Here is a 26,276-nt window from a genome sequence, read left to right on the forward strand (position 1 = left end):
CCATCACCAGGATTGAAAACAACCTGCCTGGACATCACACCTAGGGCGCTTGACCACGGATGGTCTCGCTTGTCCGAGTCATTCCGGCGAGTGCCGGTCGCCCCTTACAGGGAAGCACCGAACTACTTGTCGGCTGGCTCTCCGTCGACTGTTCCCTCAGCTTCGGTGTCAGCGTTTCTGGAAAGTACCGCAACATCGGAGTCGTCGTAAAGGTCTGCCTTACCGCTGTCAGTCGACTCGGATGCGCGGGAGGACTCGTTTGCCGGGTCGACCGTCGGTGGTTGCGACTCCTTTTCCGTTCCAACACTCTCCGACTCACCCTCCGGCCGTCGCAGCACCTCGACCGCAATTGCTACGACAATCAGCGCGATCACCAGCCACGTGATGGCCGTGAACGTCACCGGGCGCGAGGCGAACAGGGCGGCCATGCCCAGTGCGATCGCGACGATGAGGATCACGTTGCGGTTCTTGTCGAGGAAACGGCCGAAGCCACGGGTGTCGCCGCCGGCGCGATCAAGTGCGCCGCGGAGGCTGGCGAATCCGGAGCCGAGCACGGAGCGCGTCGCCGTCGCCGGCCGCGAGGGCCCGGCGAACCAGGCGACGACCGCGACGAGGACACCGAGGAAGGTCAGGGCCCGGAGGGTGGAATCCATCATGGCGGTGACCTGATCGAAGATCGCGTGGGCCACCGAACTCGGAAGCGGGTTGGGGCTGACGGAGAAGACGAAGATGTTCCCGCCGATCCACACACCCATCGTCATCAGGCCGAAGATGATCGCGAAGAAGATCGAGGAGATCACGACGGCGCGGCGCTTGCGGTTCGCGACGAGGATGCCGCCGATGAGGAGTCCGAGAGCGAGCCACGGGAGCCAGTAGCCGCCGATGACCGCGATCTGGTACGACACCCGCGCCAGGCCGAGGGAGTCGGCGTGGACGATCGCGATCGACCGATCCTTTACCGGGATCTTGTCGGCGAACGAGAGCCCGCGTTCGACGAGCCGCTGCTTCACCGCGTCGATCAGCGGTCCGAGCTCCAGGCTCAGCGTCCCGTCGTTCGACACCTGCAGTGCGGTACCGGGCTGGTCCTTGAGAAGCGCGGTGATCTGCTTGTGACTGACGCGCAGACTCTCCTCCCACAGTTCGGCGAACTGGTCGGACGCCACGATTCGCTGGGTGGTCGACGCGACGAGGGACTGGATCCCGGCGACGGCGGGAGCCTCCAGGGAGGCGATCGCGGTCGCGGCGCGCGGCGGGAGATTCGCTTCCGCGATGCCGGCGAACACGTCGCCGATGATCTGCTTGAAGTCGACCTGCTCGTTGATCTGATCAGTGATCTGATCGGCGACGAAGGTCTGGACCGCCGGATCGTCGGCGAGCGGCGCGAACGTGGCCACGAACTGGTCGGTGTCCACGAGTTGCACGCGCGCCCAGGTGCCGACCGACGCGACCGGCGCGAGGATCAGGGCGACGATGATCATGAGCGCGCTGATGACGGCGCGGAGGCGAGACGTCGACCGTGATGTGGTCGGGGAAGTGTCGTTCACTGTTCGATCGTCGCACCGTACAGGGGTGATCGGGGTCGAAGTCGCCCCGGGCGGGTGAGGTATCGCATGAACGGTCTACCCGGCTGTGCGTCGGGCGATCGACGCGCCCATTTCGTGTCAGAGGCGAGCGATATGTTCGGGGCAGTCGGAGCCCGATCAGGCGAGAGGAGATTCGAGCCATCCGTAATCGAGACCGAACCACCCTTGGACCAGGTCGAGAGCGCCCGTGACCCAGAGAGTGGCCAACACGATCGCACAGGTTCCGATCGCGAGAGCGAGCTGTGCCAAGCGATTGCCGTCGATGTAGTCCGAGTAGAACCGGTTGAGCTGCCCCATGATCCACTTACGCAGCCGAGCCGCCCATACGAGTTCTTGCGAGAGGATGAGGAGGCCGAGGAAGACGATCGCCCAGCCGGGGCCGGGGTAGGGAATCGTGACGACGCCGACCGCGGTGACCAGAAACCCCACGACGATCGTGACGTAGCGCAGCACCCCGCCGAAGCGCGTGTTGTGCCGCAGGTGCGAGTACCGCTGTCCGAGCGCGCGCACTCTATCCATCGTCGTCGGCACGTCGGCTACTTCTCGAACAACGCCTGGCCCCAGTACTCGCCGGGCTTGACGCCGGGCGGCACTGCGAACATCGCCGAGCCGTTGGGGATCAGGTACTCCGTCATCGCATCCTTGCGGGACAGCTGGTGCTGGATCGGCACGAACTGCTTGAACGTGTCGCGGTTGAAGGCGATGAAGAACAGGCCTGCGTCGAGATGCCCGAAGCCGTCGGATCCGTCGGTGAAGTTGTAGCCGCGGCGCAGCAGCTGGACACCGTTGTTGGTGTCCGGATGCGCCAGGCGCACATGTGACGTCAACGGAATGATCGGCGCCCCGTAGGAGGTGATGTTGAAGTCGGGATCGTCGAACTCGTCGTCGCCGCTCAGCGGAGCCCCGGAGCCCTTGGTCCGGCCGACGATGTTCTCCTGCTCCTTGAGATTGGCGCGGTCCCACGGCTCGATGTCCATGCGGATCCGACGGGCGACGAGGTAGGTGCCGCCGGTCATCCACTGGGCGGCGGGCGGGTTGTCCTCCGGCGCGACCCACACCCACTTGTCGAGGGTTCCGGTGTCCTCGGCGCGGACGTTGGCCGTACCGTCCTTGAAGCCGAACATATTGCGCGGCGTCTCCTGCGACCGTGTGGTCGACGACGTGCGGCCGAAGCCGAGCTGCGACCACCGGACGGACACCACACCGACGCCGATGCGTGCGAGGTTGCGAACGGCGTGGACGGCGACCTGCGGATCGTCGGCACAGGCCTGGATGCAGATGTCGCCGTACGATCGCGACGCCTCGATCTTCTCTTGTGCGAACGCGGGCAGATCGGCGAGAGCGGCGGGCTTCCGGTCGGCGATGCCGAAGCGATCCTTGCGGTTCGGGTCCGACGCGCTGGGACCGAACAGACCGGGCCCGAAGCCGATCGTGATCGTGAGGTGGGCGGGGGACAGCCCGAGCGCCTCACCGGTGTCGGCCGGCGGGTGGTACTCGCCCATCTCGGTGGCACCGCCGGGAACCGTCTCCTCGCCGCGCGTCATGCGGTCGGCCGCGACGGTCCACTTCTTGAGCATGTCGACCAGCGCCTCGCGCGAGTCGGTGATGACGTCGAAGGACGCGAAGTGGAGCCGGTCCTGGGCCTCGGTGACGATGCCGGCCTGCCGCTCGCCGTGGAACGCGACGATCTGATCGGGATCGGCGTCGTCGTTACCGCCGACCGTCGCACCGATCGCCGCACCACCTGCCAGACCTGCCGCGATGCCGACGCCCGCCGCGCCGAGCACGGTGCGACGGGACACGCCGGGCTTGGGTGCGTCGGGTGCGGGGGTCTCGATACGCCCGGTGCTCGCTTCGCTCGCATCGGGCACTCGACCAGCCTGCGGGCCGGGCACTCGACCGGCTTGGGGGTCGGGCCCGTCGTCCCCGGTCGGCTCCACTTCGCTGTCACTCACTACGCACGCTCACTCACTGCTGCAGAACGATGCCGGGCACCTGGGAGAGGGTCGCCGACAGCGCGTCGACCTTGTCCGAGAGCTCCTTGCGCTGCTCCGCGTTCACCTTGTCGTAGGAGACGTAGCCGTCGCCCTCGCGGAACTGATCGATGAACGACCGCACGTCGGCGAACTGCGCGGTGATCTTGTCCATCAGCTTCTGATCGCGCTGGGAGATCATCGGCTGCAGTTCGGCGATCAGCGTCTCCGAACCGTCGATGTTCGCGGCGATGTCCCAGAGGTCGGTGTGGCTGTAGCGGTCTTCCTCGCCGCCGACCTTGGTCTTCGCGATCTCGTCGATCAGGGCCTGCGGGCCGTGGACGAACATCTGCGTCTCGAACTCGAAGTCGGGCGCCGAGACCTCGTCGCGCAGCTGCGTCACATCGGTCATCAGCTGGTCGGCGACCTTGTCGATGTTCGCCTTGGTGTCCGCGGTCTTCGCATCGGCGGCATCGGCCGGAGCCACCTGGCCCTCCGCTTCGCCGATGTCCGCGGGCGTCGGCGGGAACAGGAAGCGCTCGATCCGGTGGAAGCCGGTGAACGCCTGCTTCCCGTCCTCGGTGTCGTCCCACCGCATATCGATCTTCGGATCGAGATCCGGGAACGACTCGGCGACCGGCTCGACGCGCTCGTAGAAGGTTCGCACCAGGCCGAAGCCGTTCCGGGCGGCCTCCAGGTCCCCGCTCTTGACGTCACCGGTGAAGGTCTGCACCTGCGCGACGAGCCCGTTCAGCTGCCCGCGGACGTACTCGAGGTAGCGCTGCTTGGCGGCTTCGACGTCGGCGGGCGCATGGCTCTTGGCCTTGGTCTCGCCGGTGACCTTCAGTTCCTGGCGGATGCCCGCACCGACCATGCCGGGCTTGCAGGCGACGGTGTACGTGCCGGGCTCGCTGAACTCGACGCCGAGCTTGCCCTTGAGTCCGGGGCCGATGTTCTCGACCTCGGCGAGGACTCGGTTGTTCTGGCCGTACACGTAGAACTCGGTGACCTTGCTGCCCGTGTTGGTGATCTCGAAGTTCGCCTGGCCGGTCTGCAGATCGGTGGTCGACAGGTCGCAGGCGTCGTTGGACGAGGTGACCGTCACCGCGCCGTCGCTGCTCGACTTCGCCTCACACGCGGCCAACGCCAACGGGGTCGCCGCGACGGCGCCGAGCACGACGACGTTCCGCAGAACGGGGGAGAGCTTGGGCATGGGGTTCCTTTCGGGGTGTCCGCGGGCTGCGACAGCGCGGGGAGGAGGTCGAGAGAAGGACGTCTACGCGGCGTCTTCCAGGGCGGACTCGGCGGGCTTCGGCTTCGGGGTCACCGCACGACCGCGGGCGTAGAACAGCCCGCCGACGATGGCCACATACCCGACCCACGCGACCACCTGAAGCACCGTCGGTTCCGGGCGGAAGTTGAAGATGCCCTGCAGGATCACGCCGTACCAGGCGCTCTGGTCGTACCACGAGGAGATGTCGAAGGCGATGTTGTCCAGCCCCGGGAGCCAGCCGTAGACCTGCAGGGCGCGCACGCCGTAGGAGAGGATTCCGGCGGCCACGACGATCAGGAAGTAGCCCGTGTAGGTGAAGAACTTGGTGAAGTTGATGGCGATGGCGCCCTTGTAGAGGAGCCAGGTCAGCAGCACCGAGACGAGCATGCCCAGGAGCAGGCCGACGAGCGGCCAGGCACCGCCGGACACGCTCTCGGCGTAGCCGACCATCAGCAGCGCGGTCTCGAAGCCCTCGCGTCCGACGGCGAGGAAGGCCAGGCCGAAGACGGCGGCGCCGCCGACGGCCATGGCGTCGGTGAGGCCGGACTTGAGGTCGCCCGAGATATGGGCGGCGGCTTTACGCATCCACAGGACCATGAACGTGACGATCGCGACGGCGACCAGGGAGGCGATGCCCGCGAGCAGCTCCGCGGCGAGGGACGAGATGGTCGACGAGCCGAACTGGATGATCAGGAAGGTGCCGATCATCATCGTGAGGGCGGCGCCGACACCGAGCCAGATCCACTTCAGCGCATCACGCCGGTCGGACTTCACGGCGAACGCGATCAGGACCATCACGACGATGCCCGCCTCGAGGCCCTCTCGGACGCCGATGAGTCCACTGCCCACCATCTGGGTCACCACCGAGGGTGCGCCTTCTGCGATGAGCGTCGTCATCACCGTTCCTTCCGCCTGGGGCGCCGGTCCGGAGAGCCGGACAGCTTGGTAAGGATAACCCACATTGGGTGAGCCTCTCCTAATCGGATTCGCTCTCTAGCTGCAAGGACGGCAGAACGTGCGAAGCGGATCAACCCGATTCCGGACGAACGGCTCAGCCGAGATCCGCCCAAGGTCCCGGCGTCGACGAGGCGCGCATCACGTCGGCAATCGCGTCGATTCGGGAACTCGACCACGCATTTCGGAGTTGATCCAGGTGATGTGCGACGCTTGTGCGCGCCCCGAACCCCGACCGCCGCGACCTGAGATGAGGAACGTGTGACCCGACTTGTGCAATCGGCGACGAAGAGTCGGCGCCGATGGTGGGTCGCGCCCATCCTGCTGGCCGCAGTGCTGGCGCTGTCGTCGTGCGGGGTGCGGATGCCGTGGGACCGGCCCGACATCCCCGACGGTCTGCCTCCGGGCGTGGGTACCCAGCAGCCGTACATCGACATCAACTCGCCGGGTCGCACCGCGGAGAAGATGCGTGACTGGGCGACGCCCATCTCTGAGGCGACGGCGATTCCGCTGACCGCGCTCGAGGCGTACGGCAACGCGGCCGAGATCCAGCGACAGCAGCATCCCGAATGCGGCATCGGCTGGACCACTCTCGCCGGCATCGCCGCGGTCGAGACCAAACACGGCAGGCACGGCGGCGCCAGTGTCGCGCCCAACGGAGACGTGCGGCCGAAGATCCGCGGACCCGAGCTCGACGGCACCAACGGCAACCGCGTGATCCGCGACACCGACAAGGGCAAGCTCGACGGCGACACCGAGTACGACCGCGCGATGGGGCCTTTCCAGTTCATCCCCGAGACCTGGATGCGCTACGGCGTCGACGCGAACGGCGACGGCGTAGCCGACCCGGACAACATCGATGACGCCGCGCTGTCCGCGGCGCGCTACCTCTGCGTCTACTCCGGCGGCGACATGACCACGCCCGAGGGCTGGGAGAAGGCCGTGCACGCTTACAACAACCACGACGAGTACGTCCTGAAGGTGCGCAACTACGCGAACGCCTACTCCGTGAACATCCGCTACTGATCTGCGTTTATCCTGGTGTTCGGAATCTGTCGGCGGCCCTCCGCCGACCCGACGACATCGAACATCGAATTGGGGCTGACAAGTGGCAATTATCGAGCAGGTAGGCGCGCGCGAGATCCTCGACTCCCGTGGCAACCCGACCGTCGAGGTCGAGGTGGTCCTGGACGACGGCACCTTCTCGCGGGCAGCGGTTCCCTCGGGCGCCTCGACCGGTGAGCACGAGGCCGTCGAGCTGCGCGATGGTGGCGACCGCTACCTCGGCAAGGGTGTCAAGAAGGCCGTCGAGGCGGTTCTGGGCGACATCGCCCCCGAGGTCATCGGCATCGAGGCCGACGACCAGCGCGTCCTGGACCAGACCCTGGTGGATCTGGACGGCACGCCCGACAAGTCGCGACTGGGCGCCAACGCGCTGCTGGGCGTCTCGCTCGCAGTGTCGAAGGCGGCAGCGGAGTCGGCGGGCCTCCCGCTGTTCCGTTACGTCGGCGGACCGAACGCGCACATTCTGCCGGTGCCGATGATGAACATCATCAACGGCGGCGCGCACGCCGACAACGGCATCGACTTCCAGGAGTTCATGATCGCGCCGACCGGTGCGGCCACGTTCGCCGAGTCGCTCCGCTGGGGTGCCGAGGTGTACCACTCGCTCAAGTCGGTGCTGCACAAGCAGGGCATGAGCACCGCGTTGGGCGACGAGGGCGGCTTCGCCCCCGACCTGCCCAACACCGAGGCCGCGATCAGCGTCATCGCCGAGGCCGTCGAGAAGGCGGGCTACAAGTTCGGCAGCGACATCGTCATCGCCCTCGACTCGGCGTCGACCGAGTTCTACCGCGACGGCGCATACCAGTTCCAGGGCAAGGCGCAGTCCGCCGAGGACATGATCTCCTTCTACGAGAAGCTGGTGACCGACTTCCCGATCGTCTCGATCGAGGACGGCCTGGCTGAGGACGACTGGGCCGGTTGGGCCGCGCTGACCGAGGCCATCGGCGACAAGGTGCAGCTGGTGGGCGACGACCTGTTCGTCACCAACCCGGAGCGCCTGGAAGAGGGCATCAGCAAGGGCATCGCGAATGCGCTGCTGGTGAAGGTCAACCAGATCGGCACCCTGACCGAGACCCTCGACGCCGTCGCGCTGGCCCACAACAGCGGCTACAAGACGATGATGAGCCACCGTTCGGGCGAGACCGAGGACACCACCATCGCCGACCTGGCCGTCGCGTGCAGCTCGGGCCAGATCAAGACCGGTGCCCCGGCCCGCAGTGAGCGCGTCGCGAAGTACAACCAGCTGCTGCGTATCGAGGAAGGCCTCGGCGACGCCGCACGCTACGCCGGTGACCTGGCGTTCCCGCGCTTTTCGTTCGGTGCGTGATTAGCTAGTAGGCATGGCAGAGGGCGAGACCGGGGGCGCCGGAACCGAGGGGAACGGGCCCGTTCGGCGGGGCGACGGTGCGCAGGGGCGCGACGGGGGAGCACCCCGTCGGCGCAGCTCGCGTGGTCGTACCGACCGTCGGACGGGGTCGTCGCGGCAGTCGTCGCGACCCGATCAGCGGCGCACCCGGTCTCGGTCCACTGCAGAGCCTGCCGCGCCCACACCGGCGCCGGACGCCGGTCGGGATCCCGCGGGCGGTGCGACGCCGTCGCACGTCGGCGCTCGACGGCGACGACCGTCCGACCGTCCGCGCGGCAACGCCTCGGGCGACCTGCCCGCCTCGCCGTCGCGGCTGTCGTTGTTCGCACAGCGGCGCGGACTGAGCGTGACGACCATCGGCATCGCGGTCGGCATGGCGATCTTCCTCATGCTGACGCTGGCCGTTCCGGTGCGGACGTACATCGCGCAGCGCAATGAGTTCAATCAGCTCCAGGAGTCGAACGCGCAGCTGCGGCGCGAGACCCAGGAGTACAAGAACAAACTCGCCCAGCAGAGCGACCCGGCGTACATCGAGGTCCAGGCCCGACAGCGCCTGCAGTACGTGCCGAAGGGCGAGAAGCCCGTCGTGATCATCAACCCGACCCGCAAGCAGCAAGAAGCGGAGCAGGCGGCGGAGCGACAGCGCGCCGCGACTCCGTGGTACGAGAATCTGATGGATGCGGTGTCGACACCGCCGGACACCCGAGGGTAAGTGAGCATCACCGAAGCCGACCTGCAGGCGGTCGCGAAGCAGTTGGGACGTGAGCCGCGCGGCGTGCTCGAGATCAGTTACCGGACGCCCGACGGGCAGCCGGCCGTCGTCAAGACCGCGCCGCGGCTGCCCGACGGCACCCCGTTCCCCACGCTCTACTACTTGACCGACCAGCGGCTCACCGGAGCGTGCAGTCGTCTGGAGTCGGGCGGCGTCATGCGGGAGATGCAGGCGCGTCTGGCCGACGACGCCGAGCTCGCCGCAGGCTACCGCCGGGCGTACGAGAGCTACCTCGCCGAGCGCGACGCGATCGAGTCGCTGGGCACCGACTTCGCCGGCGGCGGCATGCCCGACCGGGTGAAGTGCCTGCACGTGCTGGTCGCGCACTCCCTGGCCAAGGGCCCCGGCGTCAACCCGCTCGGCGACGAGGCCGTCGCGCTGCTGGCCGACGTCGAGAAGCTGCGCGGCATCGCCGTCCCCGGCGACTGGCCGCCGACCGGACCGTCGGACGCCGACGGGGCGGACGCATGACGCGCGTCGCCGCCGTCGACTGCGGGACCAACTCCATCCGCCTGCTGATCGCCGACATCGATGACGCGGGCACGCTGACGGACGTCGAACGCGACATGATCGTGGTGCGGCTGGGGCAGGGTGTCGATTCGACCGGCCAGTTCGCGGACGAGGCCATCGAGCGGACCCGAGTGGCGCTCGCCGGTTACGTCGAGCGGATGGTCGTGGCGGGCGTCGAGCAGGTGCGAATGGTCGCGACCTCCGCAACCCGTGACGCGAGCAACCGCGACGAATTCTTCGCGATGACCGCCGAGTTGCTCGGCAAGGTCCAGGCCGGCGCGGTGGCCGAGGTGATCACCGGCGACGAGGAGGCTCGTCTCTCGTTCCGCGGCGCGGTCGGGGGACTCGACCCGGCCGACGGACCGTTCGTCGTCACCGATCTCGGCGGCGGAAGCACCGAGGTGGTCGTGGGTTCGGTGTCGCGAGGCGAGGCGGTCGTCGCAGGCGCCTACTCCGCGGACATCGGATGCGTGCGTCTCACCGAGCGCGCGCTGCCGTCCGACCCGCCGACCGTCGACGAACGCGCGAGGGCGGCGGAGATTGCCGCGCAGGAACTGGCGAAGGCGTTCGACGCGGTCGACGTCTCACCCGCGCGCACCTGGGTCGGGGTCGCAGGCACGCTCACGACCTTCGCCGCCGTCCACGCCGGGCTCGACGAGTACGACCCCGAGGTGATTCACCACTCACGGATCCCACTGGCCGACCTGCACGTGCTGTGCGGCCGGATCGTGGCGATGACACGCGATGAGCGGATGTCTCTCGGCCCCATGCACCCGGGTCGTGCCGACGTGATCGGCGGCGGCGCGCTGGTGACCCGTGAACTGGCCCGTCAGTTCGCCGACCGCGCGGCCATCACCGAGATGGTCGTCTCGGAGCACGACATCCTCGACGGAATCGCGCTGGGACTGGCGACGCGCTGATCAGCGCCCGAAGTTGTTGCAGGCCTCGCAGACGCTCTCCGGAATGATCCCGGCCCGCTGAAGGAGGCCGAAGCCGATGCAGCCGAGGCAGAGGCCGAAGGCGAATTCGAGGAACGCGGCCACGATCAGCAGGCCGACGACGATCTGGGCCGCGAGTCCGAGGCCGGCGAGGGAGAGCACGAACGCGGTGCCGGAGAAGACGAGACCGATCGTCTGCGCGAACCGCTTCGGCGGTCCGGGAACCGTCTTCGACTTCTTCCACACCTTAGGCACGATGAGGTGCACGGCGAGCCGGCCGAACGGCGAGTAGCGAGGTCCGCCCGCGACGCGCAAGACGAAGCCGAGCGCGAGGATCCCGTAGAGCCACGGCTGATTCACCACGACGGTGACGACTGCCAGCGCGATGACCAGGCCCGCCGTCGAGCGCGCCGCGTAATCATTCACCGGATTCGGGAAGTCGAAGACGCCGCGATGCCACGACCGGTTCTCTTCGACGGCGATCGACGAATCGACCTGGGTGAACACGTCAGAGTCAGTCACGGGTACTCCATTCAAAACGATGACGATTCACGATATGGCCCGGGGTCGTCCGCGCCAAGGGTTTGGGTCACGGTGATCCGAACGCGCAGATGTGTCGGACACGACATGCGGCGTGAAAAGCCTGTCGATTGAGCGTGCTCCGAGGGCATATTGCCCTCGGAGCCGCGTGACACGACAGACTTTCGGCGTCGACTCCCGGACCGCTACGCGGACTCGAAGTCCGCGAGGATCTCGAGGACCTGGTCGCCGTACTTCTCGAGCTTGTTCTGCCCGATGCCGGAGACTCCGAGCAGTTCCTCGTGATTCGCCGGCTTGATCCGCGCGAGCTCCTCGAGCGTCTTGTTGCCGAGAACGGTGTACGCGGGCAGTTCGGCTTCCTTCGCGACCGCCGAACGCCAGCGCCGCAACGCTTCGAAGAGACCGCGGTCCTGCTCGGAGAGGTCGGCGGCGGGAGCGGCGGCACGGGCGGATCTGCGGGCGCGCGCCGGCGCCTTCGCGTCCTCGCGCAGCATCACGACGGTCTGACCTCGAAGAACGGGTGCGGCCTTCTCGGTCAGTCGCAGGACGCCGTAGTCACCCTGCGGTGCGATGACGCCGCTCGCGACCAACTGTCGCACCACGCTGCTCCAGCCTGCGGCGTCGAGCTCGGTGCCGATCCCGTAGGTGGTGAGGCGATCGTGACCCAGCTGCTTGATCCGTGCGTTGTCCGCGCCGCGCAGGATGTCGATCAGATGGCCGGCACCGTAGGCGGCGTGGTTGAAGTCGCGGTCGAGCCGGAAGACGGTCGAGAGCAGCTTCTGCGCCGCGACCGTCCCGTCCCAGGTGGCCGGCGGATTCAGACAGGTGTCGCAGTTGCCGCAGGGCTCGATCTGCTGGTCGAAGTAGCCGAGCAGCTGTTGGCGGCGGCACGTGGGCGTCTCGCACAGCGCGAGCATCGCGTCCAGCAGCTGCGACTGCACGCGGCGGTGAGCGGCGTCGCCATCGGACTGGTCGATGAGCCGTCGCTGGTTCACCACGTCGGCGAGCCCGTACGCCATCCAGGCGATCGACGGGAGCCCGTCGCGCCCGGCGCGCCCGGTCTCCTGGTAATAGCCCTCGATGCTCTTCGGCAGGTCGACGTGGGCGACGAAGCGGACGTCGGGCTTGTCGATGCCCATCCCGAACGCGATCGTCGCGACCACCACGATTCCGTCCTCACGGAGGAATCGATGCAGGGTGTCCTCGCGGACGCCGCGGTCGAGGCCTGCATGGTAGGGAAGTGCGTTCACGCCGTTCGCCTGCAGGAACGCCGCGATCTTCTCGACGCTGTTGCGGCTCAGCGCGTAGACGATGCCGGTCGCGGGCTCGCCGTCGACCATGCCCTCGGTCCGGATGAACTCGAGGAGCTGTTTGTTGGCCTGGGCCTTGGGCTCGATGCGGTAGGTGATGTTGGGGCGGTCGAAGCTCGAGACGAAGTGACGGGCGTTCTCCAAATGGAGTCGTGAGGTGAGCTCCTCGTGCGTGCGACGGGTGGCGGTCGCGGTGAGCGCGATCCGCGGAACGTCGGGCCAGATCTCGGCGAGCTCGCCGAGCGCGAGGTAGTCGGGCCGGAAGTCGTGACCCCACTGCGAGACACAGTGCGCCTCGTCGATCGCGATCAACGACAGCGCGCCCCGGCTGAGGAACTCGCGCGTCCCGCGCTGGCTGAGCCGCTCGGGTGCGATGTAGATCAGATCGAGTTCGCCTGCGAGGTAGGCCTGTTCGACCTCCGCCCGCTGCTCCGGGAACTGTGTGGAGTTCAGAGGAGTGTGTTGACGACGGATCCGCGAGTTCGGCGGACGCCCTCCGTGGACGCCCGGCATCGCACGACCTGATCGGCCATCAACGCGATCAGCGGTGACACGACCACCGCGCAGCCCTCGCGCACCAGTGCGGGCACCTGGTAGCAGAGGCTCTTGCCGCCGCCGGTCGGCATCAGGACGACGGCATCGCCGCCCCCGACCACATGCGAGACGATCTGGTCCTGATCGCCCCGGAATTCCGGGTAGCCGAAGACGTCGTGGAGGACTTGGTACTGGTCGGGCACGGCGGTGATCAGTCGTCCTTGGAGTCGGTGTCGTCGTTCTCGGCGTCGTCGTCGCCGTCGTATCCGTTCAGCGAGTCGAGTTCCTGCGGCGGAGTCTTCGGCTTGCCGGCCGGCTCGGAGTCGTCCCGGGCGGTCTTCGCCGCCTCGCGCATCTCGAAGCCGTCGGTGACCAGTTCGCCGATCTCCCGGGCCACGTCGGCCACGGCGGTCGTGATGATCGACGCGATGTTGCCGACGCGGTGAGCCGCGCTCTCGACGACCTCCTGAACCAGATCCTTATTGCGTTCCGCACGTCCGACCACGGTTGTGTCCCTCCTGAATAGGCCTGCTGGAGACCATCGTAGGCGGGTGTCGGCGAGTGGTCTCGATGCGTCTCGTCGCTACGCCCCTCGACTCACGCGACCGGCGCGGGGTCGGTGGGTGCAGGGGAGGCGACGCGGTTCACGAAGGTGACGATCTCGGTCTCCACGTCGTCGCGGATCTCCGGTTCGTTGTGCACCTCGTGGCGGAAGCCGGTGTAGACGCGGGTCCGGACGTCGCGGTGTCCGGTCGTGACGAGCTTGTTGGCGACGTGGTAGGCGCCCTCGCCGTAGTTCGTGACCGGATCCTGGTCGCCGCCGAGGATGAGGATCGGCAGCTCGCCGCGCACGGTGTCGTACCACTCGTCGGAATTCGCCTCGTCGTAGAGGTCGATGAAGCCCTGCAGGAAGCGGACGCTCATCGGGGCGCCGAAGTTGTTGAACGGATCGACGGCGTGGTCGCGGACCACCTCGCGGTCGCGCGCCACCCAGTCGGTGGGGCCGGCGACGTCGTCGTAGCGCGAGACGAACCCGTCGAACACTGTCGCGACGTAATTCGCATCGGCGGGCGCGCTGCGGTCGGGTTCGGCGGCGAGCGCCGCACGGTCGACGCCGGAGTCGATTCCGCTGATCTGTGCGGCGATTCCGCACAGGATCAGCGCATCGACATCCGCGCCGGCCCGGCTGATCAGGCCGCGAGCGATCATCGACCCCCAGGAATGCCCGAACACCACATACGGCAGGTCGGGGTATTCGGCGCGCGCCTTCGACATCAGGGTGAGTTCGTCGGTCACCGCGGTCGTCGCGCCGTCGTCGCCGGTCTCGACCCAGAAACCGGATTCCATCGCCGTCTTGCCGTGGCCGGCGTGGTCGTCGGCCACGACGACGAATCCCGCGTCCAGAAGCGTGTTGATCAGATGCAGGTATCGCCGCGAGTGCTCGCCGAGTCCGTGGATCAGCTGGACGACGGCGCGCGCCGGGTGGATGGGGCGATACATCCAGCCGTAGACGGTGTCGCGGCCGTTGTGCGACGGAAAGGTGATTTCGGTGAGCGCCACGAGACGGGTCCTTACTGCGTGGAGTTGTCAGACCTGCCGAATGTATCGCGGCGGAGCCGCGGGTCGAGCGGATTCGCGGGGCCGGCGGCCGAGAGTCGGCACCGGAAACGCGTGAGGTCCGCTGGAACCTGGTCGGGTTCCGGCGGACCTCACGGGTTTGGACGCGCTTCGCTCGCTCAACCGGCGGAGGGGTGCGGTCCTACCTCAGGCGGCGTCGATCGCCTGCTTGGTGCGCTCCACGTTGACCACGACGTCGTTGTCGTCGCGGGTCATCCAGTTGGGGAGGGAGAGCTTGGCGATCTTCATCCACGTGCTGCCGAGCTGCTGACGCAGCGGGCCGGTGTTGTACGGGAGGCCGTACTTCTCGCAGATCTCGCGGACCTCGACGGCCATCTCCGGGTAGCGATTGGCGGGAACGTCCGGGAACAGGTGATGCTCGATCTGATGCGACAGGTTGCCGCTCATGATGTGGAACAGCCGGCTGCCGTGGATGTTCGCCGAGCCGAGCATCTGGCGCAGGTACCACTGGCCCTTGGTCTCGTCCTTGCACTCCTCGGCACTGAACGTCTGTGCGCCGGAAGGGAAGTGGCCGCAGAAGATGATGGAGTAGGTCCACACGTTGCGGATCAGGTTGGCGCTCGCGTTGCCGACGAGCGTGCTGAGGAAGAACGGGCCGGTGAGCGCGGGCCAGATCACGTAGTCCTTGGCGACCTGCTTGCTCGCCTTGCGCCACATGCCCTTGAGCAGGCCCTTGACGTCGGTCCACTTGCGGCGGCCGGCGATCAGGTTCTCGGCTTCGAGATCGTGCAGCATCACGCCCCACTCGAAGAGCAGCATCAGAGCGGTCGCGTAGCCCAGGTTGCCGAGGAAGTACGGATTCCACTTCTGATCCCGCGACATGCGCAGGATGCCGTAGCCGATGTCACGGTCCTCGCCCAGGATGTTGGTGAACGTGTGGTGCAGGTAGTTGTGGCTGTGCTTCCACTGGTCGCCCGGGCAGACGGTGTCCCAGTCGAACTCACGCGAGTTGTAGGTGTCCTCGCGCATCCAGTCGTACTGACCGTGCATCACGTTGTGCCCGATCTCCATGTTGTCCAGGATCTTCGCGGCGCCCAGTGAGGCGACGCCGGCGAGCCAGACCGGCGGGATGAACGGGACGAACATGGCTGCGCGGCCCGCGAACTCGAGCTTCCGCTGTGCGCGGATGATCGAGTACAGGTAGTCGCGGTCGGCCTCGCCGAGGGTGGCGACGGTGCGGGCGCGCAGGTCGTCGAGGTCGCGGCCGAGCTGCTCCACCTGGTCGTAGGTGAGGGTGATCTCGGTGGGGCTCGCCGGCGCGGAGTCGGCGCGGAAGTAGTCGCTGATGTTGATGGCCATGGCTCTTAAACCTCGATTTCCACGTCGCCGACGGGGGCGCTGACACAGATCTGGATGTGCTGATCCGGCTCGGAGTCGAGTTCGCCGGTCAGGATGTTTCGGGTGCACCCGGTCTTGCGGACCTTGGTGCAGGAGAAGCAGATGCCCATGCGGCACCCGTACTCCGGGGTGAGGCCGGCGGCCTCGGCCTGCTCGAGCAGGGTGCGGCCGTCGTTGTCGGTCGTGACGTCGGACTTGCTGTACGTGACCTCACCGGTGATCGGCTCATTCGGGTCCAGCAGCGGAGCGGTGTCGACGGTGAAGGCCTCGGAGAACAGGCGGTCGGACAGATCGCGGTCGGCCGCGTAGTCGCGGACCGCGCTCATCAGGGTCGACGGACCGCAGAGGAACACCTGTGCACCGTCTGCGTCGGCGATGCCGTCCAGATGAGTCGGGTCGAAGTGCTCGGGATTCTCGGTCCGGGTGTAGTGAATCCGCACGTCGACGTGGCTGAGCGTGCGGTCGAGCGCATCGAGTTCGGCACGGTACGGGACGTCGTCGGGGGTGCGCGCGTAGTGCACGAAGGTGATCGGGTTGTCGTAGCCCTCTGCGGTCAGTGTGCGCAGCATTGAGAGGACAGGTGTAATCCCGCTGCCGCCGCTGACGAGCACGGTCCGGGTCGGGCGGTCCGCGGGAAGCGTGAAGGCGCCCGCCGGTGTGCCGAGGCCGAGGACCATGCCGGGTCGGGCGTTCTCGCGCAGGTACCGCGAGACGAACCCGCCCGAGTGCGCGGTGATGGTGAGCTCGAGTTCGCCGCGGTTCTGCTCGGCATTGGCCGGCGAGAAGAAGCGGCGGTGACGGACGCCGTCGACGACCACGCTGACCTCGACATACTGTCCAGCCAGGTGGCCATCCCACTGACGGGTCGGCCGGAGGGTGAGGGTCACCGAGCGGTCGGTCGCCAGGCGCACGTCGGTGATCTTGGCGCGGGTGTCGCGCCAGGTGATCATCGGGTCGATCAGTTCCAGGTAGCGGTCGACCGGGTAGGGCGTGGCGGTTGCCTCGACAATCGTCTCGACGAGGCGGGCGAGTTTGCTTGCCATCGTTCTGCTCCTCTGGTTCGCGTTCGCATTTCAGTGAACGTCTGTACACAAAAGAGCATGACATATGACCACCTCGGGGTGTCAAGGCTGAGTCGGTGTGTCGGCTGTCACCGGCCGAGGGGCACCGCATCGCCGGGCGGCCGGGTTCGACCGCCTAGACTTGTCGGCGTGACTTCATCCCCCGACTCACCAGGCACGACGCCGCGCAAGGCGCGCGCGAAGCGGTCGCGCTCGGACTCCGGGGGCAGTCGTGCGGAGAAGAAGGAGCAGACCAGGCAGGCGCTCCTCGACACCACCATCGACTTGGTGGACGACCGTTCTTTCGGAAGCATCAGCCTCCGTGAGGTGGCGCGCGGTGCGGGCATCGTGCCGACGGCCTTCTACCGCCACTTCGCCTCCATGGAGGATCTCGGCGTCACGCTCGTGGAGGATGCGATGCGTGTGCTGCGCGGTGCCCTGCGCGAGGCGCGTCGCGATCTGGCGGGCCGGGGGATGCCGACCGCGCGAGATTCGCTGTCCACCCTTCTGAAGAAGGTGCACGCCGACGAATCGCAGTTCAGATTCCTCGTCCGAGAACGCCACGGCGGGGTCGCCGAGGTGCGCCGGGCGATCGCCACCGAACTGCGGCTGTTCTCCCGCGAACTGGCGATCGACCTCGCTCGGGTTCCCTCACTGGCGGACTGGGGCGCCGACGATCTCGAGGTCGCGGCGGACCTGATCGTCGCGATCATGATGACGACGGTCGCCGAACTCCTCGACGGTGACGGCCGCGAGGCCACCGAGCGTGCCCTCGTCGAGCGCGCGGAGAAGCAGTTGGTGATGGTATTCCTCGGCATGGCCCAGTGGAGGCCGACGCACTGATCGGCCACTCGACCGACCGCGGTGAAGGCGTGCGAAAACCCCGGGGATCGGAATCTGTCAGAGGGATATAGGAAGATCGTCCCCATGGGAGAACCGGATTCACGGGTGGGGACGCAGTTCGGGCCGTACCGGCTGGACGCACTTCTCGGACGCGGTGGAATGGGAGAGGTCTACCGCGCATTCGACACCGTTCGCGACCGTGAGGTCGCGGTCAAGGTCCTGCACGAGCGCTTCGCCGGCGACCGCACCTACGAGGAGCGGTTCCGGCGCGAGTCCCAAGCGGTCGCTCGGCTCGGCGAACCGCACATCATCCCGATCCACGACTACGGCGAGATCGACGGTGTGCTCTACCTCGACATGCGACTCGTGGAGGGCGAGGACCTTCGTGCACGGTTGCGGAGAACCGGGCCGCTCTCCTCGCGCGATGCGGTGGGTGTGATCGGGCAGGTCGCCGAAGCCCTGGATGCCGCGCACGCGGCCGGGCTGGTCCACCGGGACGTCAAACCGGAGAACATCCTGGTCACCGCCTCCGACTTCGCCTACCTCGTCGATTTCGGGATCGCACACCAGGCAGCGGACACGCGGCTCACGCAGGCGGGGACGGCGATCGGCTCGCTGCCGTACATGGCGCCCGAACTCCTCGACGGGGTGGAGTCCGGCTCCGCGACGGATGTCTACTCGTTGACGGCGGTGCTGTTCGAGGCGCTGACCGGCAGGCCTCCGTTTCCCGGAACCACCGTCAGTCAGATCGTTCGCGCGACGGTGATGAATCAGGTGCCGTCGACTCGGCAGTTCGCACCCGGTGTGCCGCCGCAGTTGGACGCGGTGGTCGCGCGCGGACTGGCCAAGGACCCGGCGGCGCGTTTCCAATCGGCGGGAGAGTTGGCGGCCGCGGCCCGGGCAGCGCTGGACGGACGGTGGCCGCCCGGCATCGAGGCTCCGACGGCAGGGCTTCAGACCGGCCCGGGCGCGTACGACCCGACGGTGATCGGCGCAGCACCTCCGATGACCGCGCCGATGCCGCCCCCGGGGCCGTCCGGGCCGCAGTACGTCGGTCCCGCGGGGCACTACCCGGGGCCGACCGGGCCTCAGATGTACTCCGAGCCGCGGGACGACGGGCGGGCGCTGCACATCGTGCTCGGCGCGCTGATCGGACTGCTCGTTCTCGCGCTGCTCGGGATGGGCGTCTACTGGTTCGGCTTCCGGGACGAGGCCGGCACCGATTCGGCGGCCGGTCCGTCATCGACGACGACCCTGACCACTACCGTGCCGGCCACCGACTCGGCGGCGACGCCACCGCCCGGTACCCGGAACTGCAGCTCCGAAGTAGGCGTGGCGTCGTCCGTCACGAGCTGCGAGTTCGCATACAACGTCCAGTCCGCGTACACCGCGGGCGGACCGAAGGGCCAGGCCCGGACGGTGGTCGCGGACAGTCCTGTCACCGGACGCAGTTACACGATGTCGTGCACACCGGAGAACGGCGTGGTCGTGTGTCGTGGCGGCAACAACGCGGTCGTGGTGATCTTCTGAATCGGCTGTCGACGCGATGGCGCAGCCGAAGTGAACAAGGGGGAGACATGGCATCACCGGGTCGTCAGACGCGGACTCGCAGGCTTCTCGCATCCGCGACCGTCGCCGGGGTCGTGGCGTCGCTCGCCGCGTGCGGCGACGACGCGACGGGCACCCGATCATCGGTGGCGACCGTCGTCGTCACGGAGACGGCCGGGGCCGAGTCGACGCCGCCGTCGTCGGCGGCCGACCCCCACGCCGCCGACGAGAAGCTCACGGCGAGCTTCAACGCCATGAGCAGGACCCTGTCATCACCGGTCGGGCTGGCGCTGGTGCCGGTCGGTGGTGGCGCTGTGATGACGTTCGGCGACCAGTCGCCACAGGTCGCGTGGTCGACGATCAAGGTCCCGCTGGCGGTGGCCGCCGAGCGGGCACAGGGGCCCACCACCGAGGAGACGGCCGCGATCGTGAACTCCGACAACGCCGCCGCCGAGACGTTGTGGGAGTCTCTGGGCAGCCCGACCGCCGCCGCCGCGGCGGTGACGGACGTCCTGCGCGACGGCGGTGACGAGCGGACGACGGTGCCGTCGGAGAAGCTGCGGCCAGAGTTCTCCGTTTTCGGACAGACCACCTGGCGGCTGTCCGACGCGGCGACCTTCTCCGGCAACCTGCCGTGCATGAAGGGCACAGCCCACGTCGTGTCGTTGATGCACGATGTGGCGGGCAATCAGCAGTGGGGTGTCGAGTCGATCGAGGGGCGGGAGACGGCGGTGAAAGGCGGTTGGGGGCCCAGTGTCTCGGGCGGATACCTGGTGCGGCAGATCGGCATCCTCACGTTGCGTGACGGTCGCAGGGTCGGGGTCGCGATGAGCACGCAGACCTCGGCGGGCTCGATGGAGCCGGGCACCGCGGCGTTGAACTCGGTCGCGCAGTGGATGTCGCGGAACCTGGCGTCCCTGCCGGGCGGTCGCTGTCGCTGACGCCGATAACGCCTACGCAACACCACGATTGCGGGTTCGGCACGAGCCGCGGTCTGACACACCACGTCCGCTAGCGTGGCGGGTGTTGTCTATGTTGCAAGAGGTGCGTGTGTTGCGTTTGAGTCGAGTTGTCGGTGTGTGCTGTGCGGCAGTCGTAGTGACGGCGGCGGGAACCGGAGTCGCGACCGCCGCGCCACCGCTTCCGCTGCCGAACGTCTTGCCGTCGATCCCGGGACTGCCGGGCCCGCCCCCTCCGCCGGTCGATCTGGGGAAGAGCTTCGCGAAGCTCAGTCGCAGCGTGACCAAGGCCGTGCCGGGCAGGCTCGGTGTCGCGGTGACGCCGACCGGAAGCGGCGAGCCGGCGTTCTTCGGCACGGTGAAGACGGCGCGCGCATGGTCGACCTTGAAGGCGCCGGTGGCGGTGGCCGCGGAGCGCGCCCACGTCAAAGATCTGCAGCCGATGGAGACGAAGTCGATTCGCGACTCCGACAACGCCTCGGCGGAGGCCATCTGGGACTCGCTGGGGTCCACCCGGCAGGCGATCGACGCGGTGAGTGCCGTGCTCCGCGAGGGCGGCGACAGCCGCACCCAGATCTCGAGCGAACTCAGCTCGCCGGCGAGCTACCCCGGCGCCACCCAGTGGGCGACCACCGACCAATCGGTGTTCGCCGCCAATCTCCCGTGCCTGAACGAGGCGGATCACGTGGTGCAGAACATGAGTGCCGTCGGACCGAATCAGAAGTGGGGCCTGGCGAAGGCGAAGAAGAATGTCCAGACTTCGGTCAAGGGCGGCTGGGGTCCGGTGTCGGAGAACACGGGTAAATACGTGGTCCGACAGCTCGCGGTGGTCACCACGCCGCGCGGCACCGTCGGCGTCAGCCTGGTCGCGGTGCCCGCGAGCGGATCGTTCGAAGACGGCACCGCGATGCTCACCCGTGTGGGCGACTGGGTTCAGCGCAACCTCGTCAACCTGCCCGCGGGACAGTGCGCCCCGCCGATCGGCGGCTGACCGAGTCGCCCCAGCACACAGCGAAGCCCGCGAGATGAAGTGAATGACGAGATCAAGGCTGTCGTTCGGTGCCACCTGGTGACACCGAACGACAGCCTTAGTCCCGGAGCCTCATCCCGCGCCCTAGTCGACGACCCGGCGGAACGAGGACAGCAGGATGGCCTCGGTGAGGGCGGTGCGACGGAGTTCGCCGGGGTCGACGCTCTCGTTGGGTGCGTGGATGGCGCAGATCGGCTCCTCCACGCCGAGGAGGGCGATCTCGGCGCGCGGAACGGCCTCGGCGAGAACGGCGCAGAGGGGAATCGATCCGCCCTGACCGGCGAACTGCACCGGCAGACCGTCGTACGCGGTGGACATCGCGTCGATCAGCTGCCGATACCCCGGACCGCCGGGGTCGGCGGCGAACGGGCCACCGAAGGCATCGGGTTCGAACTCGACGGCCGCGCCCCACGGAATGTGCCTGCGCAAGTGCGCGACCAGCAGGTCGTAGGCTTCGCGAGGATCAGTGCCCGGCGGGACGCGGAGGTTCAGCATCGCCGCGGCGGTCGGCATGATCGCCGCGGCGCACTCCTCGGTGTCGGGAGCGTCGACGCCGATCACCGTCACCGCGGGCCGGGCCCACGCCAGTTCGGCCGGGCTCCCGCTGCCCAGCACCTCGGTGCCGGGAAGCGCTCCGACCGTCTCCTGGAACTGCTCCGGGGTGAAGGCGAACCCGTCCCATCGCTGGTCGGCGGACAGGCCGTCGATGGTGGTGTCGCCGCGAGCATTGCGCAGCGACGACAGCCCCGCGATCAACGCCGCCATGGCGTCCGGCGCCGGACCGCCCGCACCGCCTGCGTGGACGCCGTTGGTCAGCGTCGACACAGTGACCTTCACATTGACCACCCCGCGCAGACTGGTGGTCAGCGTCGGAACGCCGACCGCGAGGTTGCCGGTGTCGCCGATCAGGATCAGATCGGCGTCGAAGAGTTCCGGTCGCGTGCGGACCAGCTCGTCGAGGCCCTCACCACCGGCTTCCTCCGAACCCTCGATGATCAGCCGGACGCTGCAGGCGAGGTCGTCGCCGACTGCCCGCAGTGCGGTGAGGTGGGCGATCACGTTGCCCTTGCAGTCGGCACTGCCGCGGCCGTACCAGCGACCGTCGCGTTCCACCAGCTCGAACGGCGGCGACGTCCACAGGGACTCGTCGCCCGCCGGCTGGACGTCGTGATGACTGTAGAGCGCGACGGTGGGACTGCCCTCCGGGCCGGCGCGATGACCGATCACGGCCGGGGAGCCGTCGGAGGTCACGATCACCTCGGCGTCGAAACCGAGGTCGACGAAGGCCCGAGCGATCCAGTCTGCGCTCGCCCGGCCGGCGGCGGCGCGCGTCCGGTCGATGTGGATGGAAGGGTGGGCGACCAGCTCGGCCAGATCGGCTCGAGCGCGGTCCATCAGGTCGTCGATGCGGGCGGCGAGAGTGTCCGAAGTGACATCCACTGAGCTCATGCGGTCAAGGATGGCACGCCTGTCGGCATCACGCCGGGCGAGCGGAAGCGAACTCCGCGTGCATCTCCCAGTACACGATTTCGGTGTCCGCGGTCGCGGTGACGGTCACCTGGCCCGCGTCGGCCAGCCGCACCGCGTCGCCCTCGGTCAGCACTGTCGACGCCAGGTCGTCCGCGGTTGCGGTGACCTCGCCGTGCACGACGAACAGGTGTCCGAAGGGCGCGCCGGGAAGCGTGATGGTCTGACCCGCGTGCGGCCGCGCGATGTGCAGCGTCGCATAGCGATTGGCGATGTGGAGAGCGGCGCCACCCGCGTGTTCCGGTCGACCCGACGCCACGACCACCGGCTCGCCGTCGGCGAGGAGTGGATTGAAGTCGCGCGAGCTGTGCGCGGGCTCCAGGCCGTCGGTGTGCGGTGGGACCCACATCTGGATCACCCGGAGCGACTGCCCCGACGAGCGGTCGGCGGCGTTGCGCTCCGAGTGCGAGATGCCCCGACCCGCGGTCATCGCGCCCGCATGGCCGGCCTGGAGGGTCTCCGTATGGCCGTGGGAGTCGCGGTGTGCGACGGCACCGTCCACCACCCAGGTGACGATCTCCATGTTCTGGTGCTGGTGCGCGTCGAGACCCTCGCCGGAGTCGACGACGTCGTCGTTGTGCATCGCCAGTACGCCGTGCGCGTTGTCGAAGATGTCGAAGTTGCCGGTACCCGGGAACGACTGTCGGGAGGTGAGCCATTCGTTGGCCCAGTGATGGCGGTCCGCGGCGCGGATGACGGTGGCGGTCATGGATTCTTCTCGATTCGGTCGAGGTGGTCGGCCAGCGCGTGCATCGCACCGGCCAGGGCGACGGCGTCGTGGTCCGAGACGCCCCCGAAGAACAGTTCATCGACGTCGTCGCCGTGCGTGCGGGCGGCGGACTCGAACGCGGAGGCGCCCGCGTCGGTGAGTACCGCATAGCTGCCGCGACGGTCTTCGGGGGCGCTTTCGCGCCGCAGCCAGCCCCGTTTGCACAGCGTGGCCACCTGGTACGACAGCCGGCCCGGCGAGAACACCATGCGACGGCTGAGTTCGTTCATCCGCAGCCGACGGCCCGGGGCCTCGTGCAGCAGGAGCAACACGTGGTAATCGGCCAGGCACAGGCCGTCGGCGCGGAGTCGGCGGTCGAGCTCGGTCTGGATTCGCGCCGAGTTCTCGATGAACAGACGCCAGGCGCGCTGCTTGGCGTCGGCGGTCACTTCTGCACGCGATGCGGGCGCAGGGCGTTCGGCGGGATGTTGCCGAAGCGACCGGACTGGAAGTCCTCCATGGCCTCGACGATCTGGTCGCGGCTGTTCATCACGAACGGTCCGTACTGCACGACGGGCTCGCGGATCGGCTGCCCGCCGAGGAGCAGGATCTCCAGGGCCGGGCGGTTCGAGTCCTGGCTGGACTCCGCCGACACGGTGATGCGGTCGCCCTTGCCGAGCACGGCGAGCTGGCCGCCCTCGATCGGTCGTTGCTCGGCGCCGACACGGCCGCGCCCGGACAGCACGTAGACCAGCGCATTGAAGTCCTGGCGCCACGGCACGGACAATTGAGCGCCGGGCTGAATCGTCGCGTGTGCGAACGTGATCGGCGTATGCGTCGCACCGGGTCCGACGTGCCCGTCGATGTCGCCCGCGATGATGCGGACCAGCGCGCCGCCGTCCGACGACGACAGCAGCGTCGACTGGCCGCCCTCGAGGCTCTGGTACTTCGGTGTCAGGAACTTGTCCGACGCGGGCAGGTTGACCCACAGCTGAATGCCGTGGAAGGTGCCGCCGGACTCGACGAGCGCCGCCGGTGGCGTCTCGATGTGCAGCACGCCCGAGCCGGCGGTCATCCACTGGGTGGCGCCGTTCTCGATGAGTCCGCCGCCGCCGTGCGAATCCTGGTGCTGGAAGCGTCCGTCGATCATGTAGGTGACGGTCTCGAAGCCGCGGTGCGGATGCCAGTCGGTGCCGACCGGTTCGCCGGGCTGGTACTCCACCTCACCCATCTGGTCCATATGGACGAACGGATCGAGGGCGCGCGAGGACACACCGGCGAACGCTCGGACGACGGGGAAGCCCTCACCCTCGAAGCCGCGCGGGCCGGTGGTGATGCCGGTGACGGTGCGATCGGTGCTGGTCTCGGACGGCGCGGAGATGCGCGGCAGGGTCAGAGTGTCTGCGGTGACGGCGGGCATGGCGACCTCCTGGTCAGGCTTGAGTAGTTAAGATTTTAACTACTTCACTCATCTGAAACGTCATCGTGCCCAGAAAAATTCCATCTGAGCGTGAAACGCGTCATACTCGCAGGTATGGCTATCAACCCCATCGTCGACCGCCCGTCCCGGGGCGGGGATCGTCAGCGTCTGCGGAAGCTGGCTCAGGCCGCGCTCAACGCAGACCAGACGGTGGATCAAGTGGAGGGCATCCTCGGCGACGTCGGCCCGGTCCTCGGGTCACTGGGCAACACCATCGACGGGCTCGATTCGACGATCGAGAAGCTCAACGTCACGCTCGACGAACTGAATGGCACGCTCGCGAAGGTCGACGACACGGTCGGCCGGATGTCCGACGTCGTGATGCGGCTGGAGAAGGTCGTCGGACGCGTCGAGATCATCGTCTCGGTGGCGGAGCAGGCGTTCAAACCCATCGGGATGCTTGAGAGTGCCGGGCACACAATCGAATCCGTAGGTCGCGGGATCGCATCGCGAATAGGTCTCAGCTGAAACACGATTCGCGCGATCTGTGCCGACTTCTCGTAGGGTCCCAACCAGGGGGACATCGAACGAGGAGGGCATTTGATGACGACTACCGTCTCCACACCGGCCAAATGGCTGGCTGAACTGTTCGGAACTTTCTGGCTCGTCTTCGGCGGTGCGGGCACCGCCGTGTTCGCGGCGAAGCAGGTGGCGGACGCCACCAACGACCACGGCGACACGATGCAGATCCAGGTCGGTGTCGGATTTCTCGGCGTTGCACTCGCTTTCGGCCTCACCGTCGTGACGATGGCGTACGCGGTGGGCCACATCTCCGGTGGACACTTCAATCCCGCCGTCACGCTGGGTGCGGCGGTCGGCGGACGTCTGCCGTGGAAGGACGTCCCCGGCTACTGGATCTCGCAGATCGTCGGCGGCCTGATCGCGGGCACCGCGATCTACGTGATCGCCAAGGGCAAGCCCGGCTGGGACGCCACCGGCAACATGGCGGCCAACGGCTACGGCGACCATTCGCCAGGCGGCTACGGGCTCGGCGCGGTCGCGATCGCCGAGGTCATCCTCACCGCCTTCTTCATCATCGTCATCCTCGGTGCCACCGACGGTCGTGCGCCGAAGGGCTTCGGACCGTTGGCGATCGGTCTCTCGCTCACGCTGATCCACCTCATCTCGATCCCGATCTCCAACACCTCGGTGAATCCGGCGCGCTCGATGGGTGTGGCGTTCTTCAACGGCGACGGCGCGCCCGCCCAGCTGTGGGCCTTCTTCGTCTTCCCACTCCTCGGCGGCCTGATCGGCGGCATCCTGTATCCGCTGCTGTTCGAGAACGGAAAGCTGGCACTGGGTTCGAAGGGTGCCGCAGAATGATG

At 67.8% G+C, this 26,276-nt stretch carries 27 protein-coding genes; 11 read left to right on the forward strand and 16 right to left on the reverse strand.

Annotated features, from left to right (window positions below):
* Positions 1–122: 122 nt before the first annotated feature.
* The 5 genes from SCNU_RS02295 to efeU all read right to left on the reverse strand — a co-directional run bounded on the left by SCNU_RS02295 (position 123) and on the right by efeU (position 5,726).
* Entirely contained in the window at positions 123–1,544 is a 1,422-nt protein-coding gene (locus tag SCNU_RS02295; RefSeq protein WP_009677735.1) for a hypothetical protein, read from the reverse strand.
* A 156-nt stretch (positions 1,545–1,700) separates the two neighbouring features.
* Positions 1,701–2,102 (reverse strand): TIGR02611 family protein, encoded by a 402-nt coding sequence (locus tag SCNU_RS02300; protein ID WP_050792736.1) that lies wholly within the window; start codon positions 2,100–2,102, stop codon positions 1,701–1,703.
* A 17-nt stretch (positions 2,103–2,119) separates the two neighbouring features.
* Positions 2,120–3,421: an iron uptake transporter deferrochelatase/peroxidase subunit gene (gene efeB, locus SCNU_RS02305; RefSeq protein WP_420795014.1), complete on the reverse strand. Its 1,302-nt coding sequence runs from the start codon at positions 3,419–3,421 to the stop codon at positions 2,120–2,122.
* Between the two features lie 130 nt (positions 3,422–3,551).
* Entirely contained in the window at positions 3,552–4,769 is a 1,218-nt protein-coding gene (gene efeO, locus SCNU_RS02310) for an iron uptake system protein EfeO (RefSeq protein WP_009677738.1), read from the reverse strand.
* A 63-nt stretch (positions 4,770–4,832) separates the two neighbouring features.
* Positions 4,833–5,726 (reverse strand): iron uptake transporter permease EfeU, encoded by an 894-nt coding sequence (gene efeU / locus SCNU_RS02315; protein WP_009677739.1) that lies wholly within the window; start codon positions 5,724–5,726, stop codon positions 4,833–4,835.
* A gap of 420 nt (positions 5,727–6,146) precedes the next feature.
* Between efeU and SCNU_RS02320 the strand changes: the two genes are divergently transcribed.
* The 5 genes from SCNU_RS02320 (at position 6,147) to SCNU_RS02340 (ending at position 10,416) form a co-directional block, all read left to right on the forward strand.
* Complete coding sequence (locus SCNU_RS02320; RefSeq protein WP_238526290.1) at positions 6,147–6,809, forward strand: lytic transglycosylase domain-containing protein; 663 nt, start codon at positions 6,147–6,149, stop codon at positions 6,807–6,809.
* An 82-nt stretch (positions 6,810–6,891) separates the two neighbouring features.
* Positions 6,892–8,175 carry a phosphopyruvate hydratase gene (gene eno / locus SCNU_RS02325; RefSeq protein WP_009677741.1) on the forward strand — a complete coding sequence of 428 codons (1,284 nt, stop codon included), beginning with the start codon at positions 6,892–6,894 and terminating at the stop codon, positions 8,173–8,175.
* Between the two features lie 13 nt (positions 8,176–8,188).
* Positions 8,189–8,926, forward strand: coding sequence for an FtsB family cell division protein (locus SCNU_RS20725; RefSeq protein WP_009677742.1), 738 nt, complete (start codon positions 8,189–8,191; stop codon positions 8,924–8,926).
* Complete coding sequence (locus SCNU_RS02335) at positions 8,927–9,457, forward strand: DUF501 domain-containing protein (RefSeq protein ID WP_009677743.1); 531 nt, start codon at positions 8,927–8,929, stop codon at positions 9,455–9,457.
* A complete protein-coding gene (locus SCNU_RS02340) occupies positions 9,454–10,416 on the forward strand; it encodes a Ppx/GppA phosphatase family protein (protein ID WP_009677744.1) in 963 nt (320 codons plus the stop codon). Before SCNU_RS02335 ends, SCNU_RS02340 begins: the two co-directional genes overlap by 4 nt.
* On the opposite strand, the gene SCNU_RS02345 is transcribed toward SCNU_RS02340, so the two are convergent.
* The 7 genes from SCNU_RS02345 to SCNU_RS02375 form a co-directional block, all read right to left on the reverse strand.
* A complete protein-coding gene (locus tag SCNU_RS02345; RefSeq protein WP_040517531.1) occupies positions 10,417–10,917 on the reverse strand; it encodes a DUF4395 domain-containing protein in 501 nt (166 codons plus the stop codon).
* Between the two features lie 242 nt (positions 10,918–11,159).
* Positions 11,160–12,797, reverse strand: coding sequence for a RecQ family ATP-dependent DNA helicase (locus SCNU_RS02350; protein ID WP_009677746.1), 1,638 nt, complete (start codon positions 12,795–12,797; stop codon positions 11,160–11,162).
* Positions 12,734–13,021 (reverse strand): DEAD/DEAH box helicase, encoded by a 288-nt coding sequence (locus tag SCNU_RS20730; protein ID WP_009677747.1) that lies wholly within the window; start codon positions 13,019–13,021, stop codon positions 12,734–12,736. Before SCNU_RS20730 ends, SCNU_RS02350 begins: the two co-directional genes overlap by 64 nt.
* 8 nt (positions 13,022–13,029) lie before the next feature.
* On the reverse strand, positions 13,030–13,323 hold the full coding sequence (locus SCNU_RS02360) for a hypothetical protein (protein ID WP_009677748.1): 294 nt from the start codon (positions 13,321–13,323) through the stop codon (positions 13,030–13,032).
* 92 nt (positions 13,324–13,415) lie between these two features.
* The gene (locus SCNU_RS02365; RefSeq protein ID WP_009677749.1) at positions 13,416–14,378 is read right to left on the reverse strand and encodes an alpha/beta fold hydrolase; all 963 of its coding nucleotides are present in this window, start codon (positions 14,376–14,378) and stop codon (positions 13,416–13,418) included.
* A gap of 204 nt (positions 14,379–14,582) precedes the next feature.
* Positions 14,583–15,755, reverse strand: coding sequence for a fatty acid desaturase family protein (locus SCNU_RS02370; protein ID WP_009677750.1), 1,173 nt, complete (start codon positions 15,753–15,755; stop codon positions 14,583–14,585).
* A 5-nt stretch (positions 15,756–15,760) separates the two neighbouring features.
* Positions 15,761–16,837, reverse strand: coding sequence for a ferredoxin reductase (locus tag SCNU_RS02375; RefSeq protein WP_009677751.1), 1,077 nt, complete (start codon positions 16,835–16,837; stop codon positions 15,761–15,763).
* A gap of 168 nt (positions 16,838–17,005) precedes the next feature.
* Here SCNU_RS02375 and SCNU_RS02380 point away from each other — a divergent pair, with 168 nt between their 5' ends.
* From SCNU_RS02380 to SCNU_RS02395, 4 genes are all read left to right on the forward strand, one after another.
* Positions 17,006–17,698 (forward strand): TetR family transcriptional regulator, encoded by a 693-nt coding sequence (locus tag SCNU_RS02380; protein ID WP_009677752.1) that lies wholly within the window; start codon positions 17,006–17,008, stop codon positions 17,696–17,698.
* 84 nt (positions 17,699–17,782) lie between these two features.
* A complete protein-coding gene (locus SCNU_RS02385) occupies positions 17,783–19,228 on the forward strand; it encodes a serine/threonine-protein kinase (RefSeq protein WP_009677753.1) in 1,446 nt (481 codons plus the stop codon).
* A 47-nt stretch (positions 19,229–19,275) separates the two neighbouring features.
* Positions 19,276–20,187 carry a serine hydrolase gene (locus tag SCNU_RS02390; RefSeq protein ID WP_009677754.1) on the forward strand — a complete coding sequence of 304 codons (912 nt, stop codon included), beginning with the start codon at positions 19,276–19,278 and terminating at the stop codon, positions 20,185–20,187.
* 157 nt (positions 20,188–20,344) lie between these two features.
* Positions 20,345–21,196, forward strand: coding sequence for a serine hydrolase (locus tag SCNU_RS02395; RefSeq protein WP_009677755.1), 852 nt, complete (start codon positions 20,345–20,347; stop codon positions 21,194–21,196).
* A 123-nt stretch (positions 21,197–21,319) separates the two neighbouring features.
* Here the strand turns inward: SCNU_RS02395 and SCNU_RS02400 are convergent, their stop codons facing one another.
* Genes SCNU_RS02400 through SCNU_RS02415 form a run of 4 tightly spaced genes read right to left on the reverse strand, consistent with a single transcriptional unit; the run spans position 21,320 to position 24,891 of the window.
* Entirely contained in the window at positions 21,320–22,684 is a 1,365-nt protein-coding gene (locus tag SCNU_RS02400; RefSeq protein WP_040517465.1) for a dipeptidase, read from the reverse strand.
* A gap of 28 nt (positions 22,685–22,712) precedes the next feature.
* Entirely contained in the window at positions 22,713–23,471 is a 759-nt protein-coding gene (locus SCNU_RS02405) for a pirin family protein (protein ID WP_009677757.1), read from the reverse strand.
* Positions 23,468–23,920 (reverse strand): MarR family winged helix-turn-helix transcriptional regulator, encoded by a 453-nt coding sequence (locus SCNU_RS02410; protein ID WP_009677758.1) that lies wholly within the window; start codon positions 23,918–23,920, stop codon positions 23,468–23,470. Before SCNU_RS02410 ends, SCNU_RS02405 begins: the two co-directional genes overlap by 4 nt.
* Positions 23,917–24,891: a pirin family protein gene (locus SCNU_RS02415; RefSeq protein WP_009677759.1), complete on the reverse strand. Its 975-nt coding sequence runs from the start codon at positions 24,889–24,891 to the stop codon at positions 23,917–23,919. The genes SCNU_RS02410 and SCNU_RS02415 overlap by 4 nt, the downstream gene beginning before the upstream one ends.
* A 114-nt stretch (positions 24,892–25,005) precedes the next feature.
* On the opposite strand from SCNU_RS02415, the gene SCNU_RS02420 reads away from it, so the two are divergent.
* The gene (locus SCNU_RS02420; protein ID WP_009677760.1) at positions 25,006–25,419 is read left to right on the forward strand and encodes a hypothetical protein; all 414 of its coding nucleotides are present in this window, start codon (positions 25,006–25,008) and stop codon (positions 25,417–25,419) included.
* Between the two features lie 75 nt (positions 25,420–25,494).
* On the forward strand, positions 25,495–26,274 hold the full coding sequence (gene aqpZ / locus SCNU_RS02425; RefSeq protein WP_009677761.1) for an aquaporin Z: 780 nt from the start codon (positions 25,495–25,497) through the stop codon (positions 26,272–26,274).
* The last annotated feature ends 2 nt before the right edge of the window (positions 26,275–26,276 follow it).

This window comes from Gordonia neofelifaecis NRRL B-59395 (assembly GCF_000192435.1).
Classification (GTDB): Bacteria; Actinomycetota; Actinomycetes; order Mycobacteriales; family Mycobacteriaceae; genus Gordonia; species Gordonia neofelifaecis.

Bases quoted from the DNA above. Each gene is read 5' to 3' on its own strand.
- SCNU_RS02300 (WP_050792736.1), bottom strand. From the start codon at position 2,102: ATGGATAGAGTGCGCGCGCTCGGACAGCGGTACTCGCACCTGCGGCAC.
- efeO (WP_009677738.1), bottom strand. From the start codon at position 4,769: ATGCCCAAGCTCTCCCCCGTTCTGCGGAACGTCGTCGTGCTCGGCGCC.
- efeU (WP_009677739.1), bottom strand. From the start codon at position 5,726: ATGACGACGCTCATCGCAGAAGGCGCACCCTCGGTGGTGACCCAGATG.
- SCNU_RS02320 (WP_238526290.1), top strand. From the start codon at position 6,147: ATGCCGTGGGACCGGCCCGACATCCCCGACGGTCTGCCTCCGGGCGTG.
- SCNU_RS20725 (WP_009677742.1), top strand. From the start codon at position 8,189: ATGGCAGAGGGCGAGACCGGGGGCGCCGGAACCGAGGGGAACGGGCCC.
- SCNU_RS02340 (WP_009677744.1), top strand. From the start codon at position 9,454: ATGACGCGCGTCGCCGCCGTCGACTGCGGGACCAACTCCATCCGCCTG.
- SCNU_RS02350 (WP_009677746.1), bottom strand. From the start codon at position 12,797: ATGCCGGGCGTCCACGGAGGGCGTCCGCCGAACTCGCGGATCCGTCGT.
- SCNU_RS02370 (WP_009677750.1), bottom strand. From the start codon at position 15,755: ATGGCCATCAACATCAGCGACTACTTCCGCGCCGACTCCGCGCCGGCG.
- SCNU_RS02375 (WP_009677751.1), bottom strand. From the start codon at position 16,837: ATGGCAAGCAAACTCGCCCGCCTCGTCGAGACGATTGTCGAGGCAACC.
- SCNU_RS02385 (WP_009677753.1), top strand. From the start codon at position 17,783: ATGGGAGAACCGGATTCACGGGTGGGGACGCAGTTCGGGCCGTACCGG.
- SCNU_RS02390 (WP_009677754.1), top strand. From the start codon at position 19,276: ATGGCATCACCGGGTCGTCAGACGCGGACTCGCAGGCTTCTCGCATCC.
- SCNU_RS02400 (WP_040517465.1), bottom strand. From the start codon at position 22,684: ATGAGCTCAGTGGATGTCACTTCGGACACTCTCGCCGCCCGCATCGAC.
- SCNU_RS02405 (WP_009677757.1), bottom strand. From the start codon at position 23,471: ATGACCGCCACCGTCATCCGCGCCGCGGACCGCCATCACTGGGCCAAC.
- SCNU_RS02415 (WP_009677759.1), bottom strand. From the start codon at position 24,891: ATGCCCGCCGTCACCGCAGACACTCTGACCCTGCCGCGCATCTCCGCG.
- SCNU_RS02420 (WP_009677760.1), top strand. From the start codon at position 25,006: ATGGCTATCAACCCCATCGTCGACCGCCCGTCCCGGGGCGGGGATCGT.
- aqpZ (WP_009677761.1), top strand. From the start codon at position 25,495: ATGACGACTACCGTCTCCACACCGGCCAAATGGCTGGCTGAACTGTTC.